General features: G+C 71.4%; 13 protein-coding genes and 1 tRNA gene. 8 read left to right on the top strand and 6 right to left on the bottom strand.

What is annotated here, in order from left to right:
• The first annotated feature begins 19 nt into the window (after positions 1 to 19).
• The 5 genes from galU (at position 20) to GVL05_RS00120 (ending at position 3,992) form a co-directional block, all read left to right on the top strand.
• A complete protein-coding gene (gene galU / locus GVL05_RS00140; protein WP_111086297.1) occupies positions 20 to 910 on the top strand; it encodes a UTP--glucose-1-phosphate uridylyltransferase GalU in 891 nt (296 codons plus the stop codon).
• Between the two features lie 87 nt (positions 911 to 997).
• Positions 998 to 1,657 carry a GNAT family N-acetyltransferase gene (locus GVL05_RS00135; protein ID WP_111086296.1) on the top strand — a complete coding sequence of 220 codons (660 nt, stop codon included), beginning with the start codon at positions 998 to 1,000 and terminating at the stop codon, positions 1,655 to 1,657.
• A gap of 99 nt (positions 1,658 to 1,756) precedes the next feature.
• On the top strand, positions 1,757 to 2,848 hold the full coding sequence (locus tag GVL05_RS00130) for a hypothetical protein (RefSeq protein WP_159570189.1): 1,092 nt from the start codon (positions 1,757 to 1,759) through the stop codon (positions 2,846 to 2,848).
• A gap of 81 nt (positions 2,849 to 2,929) precedes the next feature.
• A tRNA-Ala gene (locus GVL05_RS00125) sits at positions 2,930 to 3,005 on the top strand.
• A gap of 159 nt (positions 3,006 to 3,164) precedes the next feature.
• Positions 3,165 to 3,992, top strand: a complete 828-nt coding sequence (locus GVL05_RS00120) for a hypothetical protein (RefSeq protein WP_159570186.1) — start codon at positions 3,165 to 3,167, stop codon at positions 3,990 to 3,992.
• A gap of 87 nt (positions 3,993 to 4,079) precedes the next feature.
• Here the strand turns inward: GVL05_RS00120 and GVL05_RS00115 are convergent, their stop codons facing one another.
• Positions 4,080 to 4,463: a hypothetical protein gene (locus GVL05_RS00115; protein ID WP_123340806.1), complete on the bottom strand. Its 384-nt coding sequence runs from the start codon at positions 4,461 to 4,463 to the stop codon at positions 4,080 to 4,082.
• Positions 4,464 to 4,573: 110 nt separating this feature from the next.
• Between GVL05_RS00115 and GVL05_RS00110 the strand changes: the two genes are divergently transcribed.
• Positions 4,574 to 5,617: an amidase domain-containing protein gene (locus GVL05_RS00110; RefSeq protein WP_159570183.1), complete on the top strand. Its 1,044-nt coding sequence runs from the start codon at positions 4,574 to 4,576 to the stop codon at positions 5,615 to 5,617.
• Between the two features lie 41 nt (positions 5,618 to 5,658).
• Here the strand turns inward: GVL05_RS00110 and GVL05_RS00105 are convergent, their stop codons facing one another.
• From GVL05_RS00105 to GVL05_RS00090, 4 genes are all read right to left on the bottom strand, one after another.
• Positions 5,659 to 6,888, bottom strand: a complete 1,230-nt coding sequence (locus GVL05_RS00105; protein ID WP_159570180.1) for a hypothetical protein — start codon at positions 6,886 to 6,888, stop codon at positions 5,659 to 5,661.
• A 151-nt stretch (positions 6,889 to 7,039) separates the two neighbouring features.
• Entirely contained in the window at positions 7,040 to 8,902 is a 1,863-nt protein-coding gene (locus tag GVL05_RS00100) for a glycoside hydrolase family 2 protein (RefSeq protein ID WP_159570177.1), read from the bottom strand.
• An 87-nt stretch (positions 8,903 to 8,989) separates the two neighbouring features.
• A complete protein-coding gene (locus tag GVL05_RS00095; RefSeq protein ID WP_131877385.1) occupies positions 8,990 to 9,445 on the bottom strand; it encodes a MaoC/PaaZ C-terminal domain-containing protein in 456 nt (151 codons plus the stop codon).
• A 49-nt stretch (positions 9,446 to 9,494) separates the two neighbouring features.
• Positions 9,495 to 10,955, bottom strand: coding sequence for a CHAD domain-containing protein (locus tag GVL05_RS00090; RefSeq protein WP_159570174.1), 1,461 nt, complete (start codon positions 10,953 to 10,955; stop codon positions 9,495 to 9,497).
• Positions 10,956 to 11,096: 141 nt separating this feature from the next.
• Between GVL05_RS00090 and GVL05_RS00085 the strand changes: the two genes are divergently transcribed.
• A complete protein-coding gene (locus tag GVL05_RS00085) occupies positions 11,097 to 12,377 on the top strand; it encodes a phosphotransferase (protein WP_159570171.1) in 1,281 nt (426 codons plus the stop codon).
• A gap of 102 nt (positions 12,378 to 12,479) precedes the next feature.
• Here the strand turns inward: GVL05_RS00085 and GVL05_RS00080 are convergent, their stop codons facing one another.
• On the bottom strand, positions 12,480 to 12,836 hold the full coding sequence (locus GVL05_RS00080) for a DUF1844 domain-containing protein (protein ID WP_173170823.1): 357 nt from the start codon (positions 12,834 to 12,836) through the stop codon (positions 12,480 to 12,482).
• Positions 12,837 to 13,124: 288 nt separating this feature from the next.
• Here GVL05_RS00080 and infC point away from each other — a divergent pair, with 288 nt between their 5' ends.
• Entirely contained in the window at positions 13,125 to 13,820 is a 696-nt protein-coding gene (gene infC, locus GVL05_RS00075) for a translation initiation factor IF-3 (RefSeq protein ID WP_123293372.1), read from the top strand.
• Positions 13,821 to 13,851 lie beyond the last annotated feature (31 nt).

Below are 13,851 nucleotides of genomic sequence, written 5' to 3'. Positions count from 1 at the left end.
ATCGGATACGGTCTGGGGCATGGGCTTCCAGATTTCCAAGGCGGTGATCCCAGCGGCAGGGCTGGGCACTCGCTTCCTCCCCGCGACCAAGGCGATGCCGAAGGAGATGCTCCCCGTCGTCGACAAGCCAGCCATCCAGTACGTGGTGGAAGAGGCTGTCGACGCAGGACTCACGGACGTCCTGATGATCACGGGCCGCAACAAGAACGCACTCGAGAACCACTTCGACCACGTGTCGGAGCTCGAGGAGACCCTGAAGAAGAAGGGTGACCACGAGAAGCTGCAGAAGGTCAACCAGTCGACGGACCTCGCCGACATGCACTACGTGCGTCAGGGCGACCCGCTCGGCCTCGGCCACGCGGTGCTCCGCGCGAAGATGCACGTCGGCCGCGAGCCGTTCGCCGTGCTCCTCGGCGACGACATCATCGACGCCCGCGACCCGCTGCTCAAGCGCATGATCGAGGTCCAGGGCGAGAAGAACGCCACGATCGTGGCGCTGCTCGAGGTCCCCGAGTCGCAGACCCACCTGTACGGCATCGCCACGGTCGAGCCGACCGACACCGACGACGTCGTGAAGATCACCGGGCTCGTCGAGAAGCCCCCGCAGGGCGAGGCGCCCTCGAACCTGGCCATCATCGGCCGCTACGTCATCCGCCCCGAGGTCTTCGACGTCCTCGAGAAGCAGGAGCCCGGCAAGGGCGGCGAGATCCAGCTCACCGACGCGCTCATGAAGATGGCGAGCGCCGAGGAGTGGACCGGCGGCGTGTACGGCGTCGTGTTCCGTGGACGCCGGTACGACACCGGTGACAAACTCGACTACATCAAGGCGATCGTGCAGCTCGCCTCGGACCGCGAAGACCTCGGCCCCGACCTCAAGTCGTGGCTGAAGGAGTTCAACGCGGGCGAATGAGTCGGCCATCCCGCCCGGGACCGTGCACACGGACCCGGGCGGGACACCCCGTCCCGCACAGCGGCGGGATCCCGGAGGAACCAAGCGATGACGACGATCCCGACCCTGTCCCACGGGCGGGTCACCATCCGGCCCCTCCGGCTCCGTGACACGCGCGACCTCGACCTCGCGCTCGCGTCGAACCGTTCGTGGCTCCGCACCTGGGAGGCCACGAACCCCTCAGGACACGTCTCCACCGACGTCCGCGGCAGCATCCGCGCGCTCCAGGCCAACGCCCGCGCGGGACTCGGACTGCCGTTCGCGATGGAACTCGACGGCCGGTTCGTCGGGCAGCTGAACGTCTCCGGCATCACCTACGGATCCCTGGCCAGCGCCTCGATCGGCTACTGGGTCGTCGAGGACGCCGCCGGACACAACGTGACCCCGATCTCGGTCGCCCTGGCCGTCGACCACTGCTTCCGCGCGGTCGGCGTGCACCGCATCGAGATCTGCATCCGACCCGAGAACGCCCCGTCGCTGCGCGTCGTCGAGAAGCTGGGCTTCCGGTACGAAGGGCTGCGCCGCCGGTACATCCACATCAACGGAGACTGGCGCGACCACTTCTGCTTCGCGCTCGTCGCCGAAGAGGTCCGCGAGGGCGTCCTCGAGCGCTGGGTCCGCGGGCAGGTGCCGCCCGGCCTCGGTGCCGTGCCGCTCGCGGCCCGTGACGAAGCGGCGCTGCCGATCACCACCACGCCGCGTCTCTGACGGGAGGCCCGTGGCACGTCCCACGGATTCCGCCGCGACACGCGCAACACGCGTTCCGCAATCACGCGACGGGGATACCCCCGCCCCTACCGTGTCCCCATGGCAGGAATCGGCTCGTGGGGTGGCGGCATCGTCCTGCTCGTCGCGGCCGTCCTCTGGCTCGTCTACCTGATGCCGTCGTGGGCTGCCCGACGCCAGTACCTGGCCACCGAACGCAACGCGATCCGACTGCAGCAGACCCTGCGGATCCTGGCGCAGACCGCTGAACTGCCCGACGAGGTCCGTGTCGAGATGAACGCGAAGTCCCTGGCCGAGGCGCAGCGCGTCGCCCGGTCCGAAGAGGCCAAGCGCACCGCGATCGTCCGCGCCCACGAGGCCGCACGTCAGCGCGAGATCACCCGTCGGCTCGCGGAGCAGGCTCCCGTCCTCGAGCGTGCGTCGTCGGTGCCCGCACTGACCGCGATGCGCATGCGACGCTCCCGGCTCGGAGCCACCCTGTTCGGCACGCTCGGCGTCGTCGTCGCGCTCGTCGTCTTCGTCGCAGCGCCCGCCCTGTGGCTCGTCGGTGTCGCGGGGCTCCTCGCCGCGGGTGGGTCCGCAGCGGTCCTTGCCCAGCTGCACCAGGTGGCGACGGCACGGAAGACCCGTGTCGCGGCGGCCGAGGCGGGCGCGACCCGTGCCTCCCGGCCTGCGAGCACGTGGACGGACCCGGCGCCGCCGCTGACGACCGAGCAGTCCGCAGAACCCGCGCAGGACCGCAGCTGGACCCCGAACCGGGTGCCGAAGCCGCTGTACGTGGAGCGTCCGACAGCGCCCGCTGCCTCGCCGGAGTCGTCGGCCGAGCTCGCCGCGCGACTCAAGGAGCGCGTCGCCGAGGCCAAGGCCGAGGCCGAGGCGGAAGCTGCTGCCATCCGCGCAGGCGAGGCCGACCCGTCACTCGCCACCGTGTCCCGGATGCGTCCGGAGCTCGAGGACGCTGCCGCGTCGCTGTCCGCCCACGACCAGGGGCGTCTCGCCGAGCGGCTGGGGCTGCGGGCTCCCGCCGTCCCGGAGCTCGTCGCCGAGACGCCGGACGAGCCGACCACGCCGCCGGGCCCGCCGAGCAAGTGGGCCGGCATGGGCGTCCTGGACGACGACGCGTACCAGCAGGCCGATCTCGACGCGATCATGCGTCGGCGCCGCGCGGTCTGACCCGCGGCACCAGCGGCACGCCGAACGGCTGCCCACGATTTCGGATCGGCCGAACGGTGGTGCTAGTGTGATCGAGCACTTGGGGCTATGGCGCAGTTGGTAGCGCGTCTCGTTCGCAATGAGAAGGTCAGGGGTTCGAATCCCCTTAGCTCCACCAGGTAGCAACACGAACGGCCCGGAACCGACAGGTTCCGGGCCGTTCTGCTGTCGTCGTGCTGTGGACGAACAGGGGGGGTGTGTTGTCCGACGCACCGCCTTAGACTCCCCGTGCGCCGGTGGGCGCTTCCGGCCCGCCGGGCCCGACCAGGGGGAGAGCATGTTCCGTATCAGTCGTCTCATCGCGACCGTCGCGACCACGGTGGCCGTCGTCGCCGGCATCGTCGCCGTCGGTCCGTCCTCCACTGCGACCGCAGCGGTCACCCCGCTGGGAGTCGACATCTCCTGGCCGCAGTGCGGCCGCCAGGTCCCGACCGACCAGGCGTTCGGCATCGTCGGCGTCAACGGCTCCCTCGGCAACACCACGAACCCGTGCCTCGCCGAACAACTCGCGTGGGCTGGGCGGTCGGTCGGGGGTTCGACCCAGCCGAAGACGCAGCTGTACGTGCTGTTCGCCAATCCGGGCCTCGCGGCGTCGGTCTGGCCCACGTCGAACAGCTACCAGGGCACGGTGCCCACCAACCCGTTCGGCAAGTGCGTGACCAAGGGTGGCAAGAAGCAGGTCACCCTGGCGTGCTCCTTCATGTACGGGTACGCCCGCGGGTACGACGACGTGAAGAGCCGTGGCGTCGCGAGCCCGTCCGCGTACCGCTGGTGGCTCGACGTCGAGACGGGGCTGTCGTACCAGCGGGACACCGCCCAGAACCGCGCGGCGATGCAGGGCATGATCGTCGGGCTCAAGGCCGGTGGCGTGCGCACGATCGGCATCTACTCGAACGGTTCGCAGTGGAAGACCATCGCGGGCACGGTCAAGTCGAGCAGCCCGCTGCGCGGCCGGTCGAACTGGATCGCGATCGGCAAGGGCACGATCACCAAGGCACGGAAGACCTGCGCCGGGACACCCCTGTCCGGCGGCAAGATCGCGATGGTCCAGGTCGAGGTCCCCTACGGTTCCAGGACCATCGACCGCGACGTCTCCTGCACCTGACCGCCTCGAGGCCGACAGGCCCGGCGCCAGCTGGCACCGGGCCCGTCGTCCGTCATCGTGCCGAGCGGACCCGCCACGGCCTGAGCGTCAGCTCGCGAAGCTGTCCGTCAGGACACCCGCCTGCGCGAAGGACGTGTGGATCGCGTTCGCGGCCTGCTCGAAGGCGCGGTTGCCACGCGAGATCCCGATCGCCCCGCCCTTGATCGCGGACTTGCCGGAGCCGCGCAGCAGTCGAGCGACGGTGCGGCCGTCCGCGGTGACCATGATCTGCACGTCGAGCCGGGTGTGGAAGGTGCGGTCGTTCGCGAGCCCGCCGATGAGCAGCGTCAGGCCCATGCTGCCGCGCGTGGCCCGGAGTGCGCCCTGCTCGGCGTCGTCGACGGTGTAGCCCTCGCGGGCGAGGGCCTCGCGCACCCGTGCGCGAGCGGTCTCGGGGTCGGTGGCGACGAAGAAGTCGTGGCTCTCGGGCATGGTCTGCTGATCCTCTCGAACGCGTCCGTGCGGACACGGAGGACGCTCGCCCCCCGGAGACGATCATGCCGTGTCGGAACGTCAGGTGCGTCGCTTACGCTGGCTGTGTCATGACTGCCTCGATGAACCGCCGCGCACTCCTGTCCCTCGCCGGTGTCGCCGGGATCGGGCTCGCGGTCGCCGCGTGCTCGTCCGGCAGCGACGATGCCGGCAAGAAGGACGGCAGCAAGGGTCCGGTCGGCGGCGAGACGACGTCGTCCCCGTCCGCGAAGCCGGTGGCGAAGTCCCTGACCCCGGCGCAGGTCCCGCTCGTCGGCGGCGTCACGGTCACCGTCGCGGGCACCGGCCTCGCCGCGGTCAAGGGCGTCACGGTCGGCGGGGTGGCCGCGCGCGACGTCACGGCCACGGGCACGAAGGTCACCTTCACGGCCCCGCACCAGGCGATGTACACCGCTGTTGACGCCGCCGTCGCGCTCTTCACCGAGTCGATCGAGCCGAGCCCGTCCGCCAACCAGTCGTCCGACGGCAACGGCAGCGCCGCGAACGACGGGCAGACCGGCGCGACGCAGGACTCGGCCACGGCGACACCGACCCCCACGGCTGCGCCGGTGCCCGACGCGTCCACCGCGGTGGCGACGTCGTCGATGGCCTACGCCGCGTTGACCGACGTCGACCGGCAGCTCCAGTACGCGATGGCGCACTGGAAGGACTACAACTTGTCCGAGTACGGCACCATGAACCCGATCGGTGGCGACTGTGCGAACTACGTCTCCCAGACGCTCATCGCCCGCGGTTGGGAGCAGCGCTCCGACTGGTACAACCGGGCTGCCGGTGCCGAGCACAGTGCCACGTGGACGTACTGCCCGACGATGGACCCGTGGCTCGAGACGAACGCCGCGGAGTTCGGTCTGACGCGTCGGAGCTCGGACGAGCGCGACGAGGTCAAGGTCGGCGACATCGTGTTCTACGACTGGAACGCGAACGGATCGCCGGACCACACCACCATCGTGTCCGAGGTCTTCACCGAGCCCGACGGCACCATCCGCATCAAGTCGGCGAGCCACAACCAGGACGGCCCGTACCGCGACCTCGACGAGATGATCACGGTGCAGCACCCGGGCGGGACGGCCTGGTTCCACACCTTCGACGCGTAGCCCGACGGGCCCGCGCAGCGCTCAAGCGCACCCCGAACAGCTCAGGGGTACCCGAGGAACCAGAGCAGCACGACCGCGACCGGCTGCAGGCACACCCCGACCACGAGCCACGTCACCGCTCGCCGCCGCGTCCGCACGAACACGTCCGACCCGAGCACCGGCGCCATCGGCATGAGCAGCCGCGGCAACGACTGCTGCGGCAGGAACACCGCGACCAGGTACAGCCCGTACGACGCCGTGAACGCGAGCACGTCCGGTCCGAGGGCCCGGGTGCTCCTCCGCGAGAAGAACCACACCGCGCCGACGAGCACCGCGACGACGAGCACGATGCCGAGCGGTCCGAGCCACGTCGAGGCCATCGTGAACCACGGCGTCAGCGGCGCGAAGTGCTGTCGCCCGACGAACCCCACCCACCACGACAGTTCGGTGTCCAGGTAGGCGTTCGGCCGCCCGGTCACCGCCGAGGCGATCACCGGCCATGCCAGGCCCGCCGCCGCGACGACGAGGCCGGACGCCACGATCGTGATGCGGTCACGCCACGGGAACACCTCGGCAGGTCGAGCAGACCGGCGGGACCCGACCCACCGGACGACCAGGTGCACGGCCAGCGCCACCGCCAACGCGAGGACCCCGGGTTTCGTGAACGCCGCGACCACCCCGAGCGGCGCGATCAGCCAGTACCGACGCCGCACCAGCGCCAGCAGCGCGCCGAACAGCAGCACGAGCAGCAGGCTCTCGGCGTAGGCGACCTGCAGCAGGAACCCGGTCGGCGCGAACGCGAACAGTGCCGTGGCCCAGCGGGCCCGGTGCGAGCAGCCCACCGCGAGCACGAGCCGGTACAGCAGCACGCAGGCCCCGGCGCCCGCGATCGTCGCGACGAGCACGCCCGCGACCCAGAACGACGCCCCCGTCAGGGCCATGACGGCGCGCACGATGGCCGGGAACACCGGCAGGAACGCCCAGGCGTTCGGCGCGACGTGGCCCGCGGCGTCGAGGGGGAGTGTGGCCGGGTACCCGTGCTCCGCGATCGTCCGGTAGAACGAGGCGTCCCACGATCCGGAGAACGTGAAGAACGACGGGTCCTGCCGGTACGACGTGAACGTCCAGTCGTTCGCGGTCGCCAGCGCGTACATGGTGGCGAGCAGCAACGTGCTGACCAGGCGCGAGGCGGCCCAGATGAGCAGGGGCGCGGTCCACACACTGCGGGGTCCGGTCAGCAGGCTGCGCACCCCCGACCGGGAGGCCCGGCTCGTCTCCGCCACGCTCGTCACCCGCCCGATCCTCGCAGACCAGGGCCCGTGCCCGCGCCAGCGGGCGACCATGCGTCGGGCCGCGCGCCGACCTGCGTGCATCGTGAGCAGCAATGGTCGGGTCCGTCTGCCGGACCCGACCATTGCTGCTCACGAAGTGTGGGCCTCCCGGCTAGCGACCGGTGACCGCGCGACGGATCTGCTCGATCGGGACCTTCGGGGAGCGGTCGGCGTTGAGCAGGCCGTTGGTCTCCTGCATGGTGTCGGTCAGCTGCGTGTAGCAGGAGCCCGCCAGGAACGAACTCGCCCGGATCGCGTCGTACAGCGCCGTGATGCGGGTGACCCAGTCGTCGCCGTCGGTGGCCGAGGTGTAGCCCCAGCCGTCCTCCCGCTGTGCACCCGGCTGGTAGTTCACGCCACCGAACTCGGTGAGCATCACCGGCTGGCCGAGGTCCCGCGCACCACCCACGAGCACCCAGCGGTCCGACGGGCCGAAGTGGGCGAACAGTGCCGTGCGCGCGGCATCGTCCGCGTAGGTCTCCGCGAGGGCGTCGCCGGCACCCTCGTAGTCGTGGACCGTGACGATGTCGGAGTTGGTGTGCTCCCAACCGTCGTTCGAGATCACCGGACGCGTCGGGTCGATCGCCCGCGTGACGTCGGCCAAGGACCGGGCGTAGGCCTGCTGCGCCGGATCCGTGCTGATGTGCTGCACGCCCCAGCTCTCGTTCGCCGGCACCCACGTGACGATCGACGGGTGCGAGGCATCACGCTCGACGGCGTCCATCCACTCACGCATCAGGCGCTGGACGGCACGCGGTGAGAAGGCGTAGGCGCCGGGGGCCTCGCCCCAGACCAGGATGCCGAGCCGGTCCGCCCAGTACAGGAACCGGGGGTCCTCGATCTTCTGGTGGTTGCGGGCCGCGTTGAAGCCGAGCTCCTTGATGAGCTCGACCTCGCGGCGCAGTGCTCCGCGCGACGGCGCGGCGATGTGCGAGTCCGGCCAGTAGCCCTGGTTCAGGACACTGCGGACGTCGTAGCTGCGGCCGTTCAGCAGGAAGGTGCCGCCGTCGACGCCGACGGTGCGGAGCCCGAAGTAGGACGCGACGGAGTCGATCGGCGTCGTGCCGGTACGGGGGAGGAACGAGACCGTGGCGTCGACCAGGCGCGGGGCGTCCGGGGTCCAGTGCAGTTCGTCCTCGGCCTGCCCGTTCGTCTGGCGCGCGATCGGCACGACCACGTCGAACTCGTCCGAGGTGTCGCCGAGCGTGGCCTCGACGGTGGCGAGGTGCTCGTCGCGCTCGTCCCACCGGGCGACGACGCGCAGGCGCTCGCCGCCGGAGCGGCCGCCAGCGATCCGGACCGTCAGGCGGACGGTGGCGTGGTCGACGTTCGTCCAACGCAGGTACTCGATCGAGGCGGTCGGCACGGCTTCGAGCCACACGGTCTGCCAGATGCCCGTGGTGCGGCGGTACCAGATGGCGTGCGGGTCCTCGTGCCAGTCCTGCTTGCCGCGGGGCTGGGTCAGGTCGTGCGGGTCGTCCTCGGCGCGGACGACCAGGGTGTGGACAGCGTCGGGGTCGGTGGCGAGGGCGTCGGTCACGTCGAAGGAGAACGGCGTGTGGCCGCCCTCGTGCTCGCCGACGAACTGGCCGTCGATCCAGACGCGGGCGCGGTAGTCGACGGCGCCGAAGTGCAGGACGAGTCGGGGTGCGGCGGTGCCGAGACCGGCGGCCTCGAGATCGGCGCGGGTGATCGCGCGGGAGTACCAGACCACCGGGTGGAAGCCGGGCTCGTCGATGCCCGAGGCGACCGACTCGGGCGGGAACGGCACGACGATGTCGCGGGCGTCGGGGAACCCGGTGCGCCAGGCGGTGTCGTCGCCGTCGTTCCGGAAGGACCACGTGCCGTCGAGGTCAGCCCACGCGGTGCGGAGCATCTGCGGCCGGGGGTAGGTGCCGTCCTGCCGCGAGGCGAGGGGGAGTGCGGGAGCGGATGCGGTGTCAGGTGCGGCCACGGTGCCGTCGAGCGTGCTCATGGGTCCATGCTCCCGCGCCGGTACATCGTTGTAAAGGGCGTCGCAACGATTGCCATCCGGAGCACCCGGCGGGTGCTCGGGGCGACGTCAGGCGATCGCGGCGCCGCGCGTCAGGACCATCACGTCCATGCGTCCCTGCTGCACGACGTCGCCGCGCTGGTTCCGCAGCGAGACCGTCCGCTCGACGATGCCGGTCGTGCCGGAGCTCGTCAGGCGCGTCGACAGGATCTCGACCTCGCAGGTCACGGTGTCCCCGATGAACACCGGCGCGGTGAACCGCCACTGGTCGATCCCGAGCAGTGCCACGGCCGACCCCTCGAACACCCCGGTCCGTGCGATCAGCCCCAGGCAGAGCGAGGTGCCGAGCAGCCCGTGCACGACCCGCTGGCCGTACCGGGTCTTGCCGGCGAACTCGACGTCGGTGTGCACCTGGTTGTTGTCGTTCGTCCACGAGGCGAACGACACGACGTCCGCCTCGGTGATCGTGCGACCCGGGGTCGTGAAGGTCTGTCCGGCGGCGAGGTCCTCGAGGTAGTGGGGCACGCCTGCGATTCTCGCAGAGCAGCCCGACGAGCAGCAGGCCGAGCAGCGCTCACAGCCGTGCGAGCAGCTTCCGCGATCGTTGCAGCCCCCGCTCGAGCACCGCGTGCTCGGCCGTCGCCAGCGCCCCGTACCCGAAGGTGTCGGCGCCGTCCCGAGCCGCGGGCCCGGACAGCTGCCGGTAGGCCTCCGCCGCGTGTGCCGCGTCGAGGGCGTCACCGAGTGTCTCCTGCACCCGCCGCAGCCGGCCGAGCCGCCGCTTCCCGAGGTCGGCAACGTCACCGGCTGCCTGCAGTGCGTACCGCAGGCGCCGTGCCGCCTTCCGGATCTCGTGCAGGACGTCGAGACCCGCCGCACCACCGTCGACCAGTCGTCGGACCCGAGCGCGCTCGCGGTCGATGCGCTGCGCGACGAAGGCGGCGGCGGCGTCGTCGGCGTGCGGTCCGGCCGGGGCGCGGAGCAGCAGCTGGTCGAGCGTGTCGAGGGTGCGGAACCAGTCGTCCGAGCGCAGCGCCTGGCGGAGTTCCGCTGCGGCCGCGCTGCGGAGTGCCGCCGCCTGCTCGCCGATCCGGTCCAGCGTGGGGGCGTCGACGAAGCCGTCGGGGGCCCGTGCCGCCGACCGGAACAGCCCGCCGTGCAGGACCTCGGCATCGCGGGCGACCCCGGCGACACGTCCGGCTTCGGCGAGGGCGGCCCGCAGTGCCTCGGTCGCCTCGCGGTCGAGGGCTCCGCGGTACGCCGCGAGCACGCTCCGCAGCCGACGGACCACCTTCCGGAAGTCGTGCACCGACTCGTGGTCGTCGGCGCGGACTCGGGGGTCGACCGCGACGAGGTCGGCGCGCAGCGATTCGAGGACCCGCAGCACGAACGCCGCAGCAGTGCCCGAACGGGGTCGCTTCGACCGGATGCCGCGCCGCTCCAGTGCGAGCACGGGTGCTGGCGGGACCGCGACCGCCGAGGTCGCCGGCGGCTCGGTGGCCGCGTCGTCCAGGGCCCGCTCGGCCGCTCGTGCCGTGGTGCCGTCGCGCCCGTCGTCCGACAGCGCCCACCACCGTGCGGACCGCAGCACGGAGGTGTCCGGGTCGCCTTCGTCCACCCGGACGTCGGCGATCTCGGCCCGCACCCGACCGTCCTTGCCGCGCAGGGTCACGAGCGTCGTCGTGGTGTCCCGGACGCGGACCGTCGCCATCGCCCGCCCGCGCAGGAACACCTCGATCCCGTCACGCGGGGGCTGCTCGCCGTTCGGTCGATCGAGGTCCGCGCCCACCGGCACCGGGCCGTCGCCGTGGTCGAGGCTCCAGGAACCGTCCTGGGCGCGGGTGAGCGTCACCCCTTCGGCCGCGAGCACGCGCTCGTCGGAGTCCCACACGGTCTCGCGGAGCGACACGGGCTCGTGCCGTTCGACGGCGGATGCGAGAGGCTCGAGTGCCGGCAACCGGCGGTCGTCGGGGATCCGCCAGCTCCGGCGGGGATCGGTGCGGGCGGTGTCGGGGGCGGGGTGCTGGCTCGGCATGTCCGCAAGTGTCGTCCGACGGTGCCCGTGCGGTCCGAGCGCAGGCGCGTTCTGTGGACGGGCGGCCCAGAACCGCCCCCTGTGCAGGGATGAGTGACGGACTCGGCACCTCGCCAGCACTCGGCGCGTACGGTCCGCTGCATGAGCGACGGAGCCCGCCACCCCAGCGACACCGCCCCGAGCGACCACGACCTCGAGTCCTGGATCGCCGACCGCCGGTGGTACGCCTCGAAGGGGTCCGTGCCGCGCCTCCGCACCCTCTCCACCGCCGACGGCACCCGGCTCGTCCTCGACGAAGCCCCCGCAGCACCAGCGGCTCCGGTCCTCTACCAGTCACCCGTGACCAGCGGCCCCGACGGCACCATCGCCGACGCCACCGCCGACCACGCGTGGATCACGGCGCTCGCCGCACGCATCGACGCGGACCCGCAGAGCCTCCGCCCCATCGGCACCGTCACGGCTGCCCGCGTCCTGACCGGCGAGCAGTCCAACACCTCGGTCATCTGCGACACCGAGTCCGGTGCCCGCGTCATCATCAAGGTGTTCCGCGTCCTGCACCACGGCGACAACCCCGACGTCACGACGCAGCTCGCGTTGTCCGCAGCCGGCAGTGCTCGCGTCCCCCAGGTCTACGGCGCACTGCGGGGCAGCTGGCCCGACGTCGGGCAGGGCAGCGGCACGGCGACCGGTCACCTCGCGCTCGCGCAGGAGTTCCTGCCGGGCCTCGAGGACGCCTGGCGCGTGGCCCTTGAGGAAGCGCACGCCGGCACCCCCTTCGGCGATCGGGCCGAGCATCTCGGGGCGGCGCTCGCCGAAGTCCACCGCACCCTCGCCGAGGCGCTGCCGTCCGAGCCCGCCGACGAGGCGCGACGACGGACCGCCGTCGCGACGATGCACGAGCGGCTCGACACCGCCGCGCGCGAGGCCCCGGCGGTCGCCGAGCACGCAGACGCGATCCGAGCGGTGTACGCGGCGGCGACGGCGACGCCCTGGCCGGACCTGCAGCGCATCCACGGCGACCTGCACCTCGGTCAGGTGCTCGCTGCCCCCGAGCCGCGCGGGTGGGTCTTCCTCGACTTCGAGGGGGAGCCGCTCCGTCCCCTGGCCGAACGCTCGTTGCCGGACGTCACGCTCCGTGACGTGGCCGGCATGCTCCGGTCGTTCGACTACGTCGCCGGAGCCCTGGCGCACGACGCGGAACCGGTCGACGCAGCGGGCTGGGCGGACGAGGCACGCGTGCGGTTCCTCGACGGGTACCAGCGGGGGACCGGCACCGACCTCGGCGCACACCGGGAGCTCCTGGATGCGTTCGAGCTCGACAAGGCCGTCTACGAGGTCGTCTACGAGACCCGGAACCGACCCGACTGGGTCGGCATCCCGCTCACGGCCGTCACGCGCCTGGTCGGCCGCAGCGGGTCCTGACCGCGCACCCGAAGGCGGACGGGAGGCCCGTGGCGATCCCGCCACGGGCCTCCCGTCGTGCGCCGTGACGAACAGTGCCCGTCGCGCGTCAGCCGCCAGCCGTCAGTTGACGGGGCCGGTGTACTTCTCGCCCGGTCCGGCGCCCGGTGCGTCCGGGATCGCCGATGCCTCGCGGAACGCGAGCTGCACCGAGCGCAGCCCGTCGCGCAGCGGACGGGCGTGGTGGTCGCCGATCTCGGTCGCCGCGGCGGTGACCAGTCCGGCCAGTGCGGTGATGAGCTTGCGCGCTTCGTCCAGGTCGGTCTGCTCCTGGGGGTCGTCGGCCAGGCCGACCTTCACGGCGGCGGCACTGAGCAGGTGCACGGCCACGGTGTTGATGAGTTCGACGGCCGGCACCTCCGAGATGTCCCTGGCGGCGTCGATGCCGCTGCCGTCGTCGTCGATCGGGGTGTCGGTCACGGTGCTCCTCTGCTAGACTCGCTCGCGGCAGATGCTGTCCGTGTGCCATCAGGTTCTCCTGAAGCGCTCGGACGGTGTCACGAAAGAGGAGTCTCTCCCACCCGCGGCCGCGTTCCACCAGGCTACCGGGTCACCACCGCTCCGCGAGTGCACAGCAACTGGGTGCACTCGTCGGTCGGGTCCACGGATCCGACGCAGGGCGGCTGCCGAACGGATTCCGATCCGTGCGTCAGATCTCCTCTCTCGTGCTGTCGTCCAGGGCAAACGTCCCGGACGACCACCACCTGATTGAAGGAGCTCCGCATCACCGATCCCCGTACCAACGACCGAATCCGCGTTCCCGAAGTCCGACTCGTCGGCCCGCAGGGTGAGCAGGTCGGCGTTGTCCCGATCGCCATGGCACTGCGCCTCGCGCAGGAAGCCGAACTGGATCTGGTCGAGGTCGCGCCGAACTCGAAGCCGCCCGTGGCCAAGATCATGGACTACGGCAAGTTCAAGTACGAAGCCGCTCAGAAGGCCAAGGAAGCCCGTCGCAACCAGGTGAACACGGACCTGAAAGAGGTCCGTTTCCGCCTGAAGATCGACGTGCACGACTACGAGACGAAGCGCAAGCGCGCCGAGGGGTTCCTCCTCGGTGGCGACAAGGTGAAGGCGATGATCCTCTTCCGTGGCCGCGAGCAGTCGCGTCCGGAGCAGGGTGTCCGTCTCCTCCACAAGTTCGCGGAGGAGATCGCCGAGTTCGGCGTCGTCGAGTCCCGTCCCACCCAGGACGGCCGCAACATGACGATGATCATCGCCCCCCTGAAGAACAAGTCCGACGTCAAGGGCGAGCAGAACGCGAAGCGCGCTGCACAGAAGGCCGAGCGTCGTGCCACCGAGCACGCTGCGAAGGACCACTCAGACGCCGAGACCGAGACCGAGGCCCCGGCCGAGGCTCCCGCGCAGGACACGGCACCGGCCAAGAGCGACGCTCCCGCCGAGTAGGTCCCCCAGACCGACCCCGCAACGACGCGGC

The sequence above is a fragment of the Curtobacterium sp. 18060 genome (assembly GCF_902706105.1).
Taxonomy (GTDB): domain Bacteria; phylum Actinomycetota; class Actinomycetes; order Actinomycetales; family Microbacteriaceae; genus Curtobacterium.
This window is presented reverse-complemented; position numbering and strand designations above follow the sequence as displayed.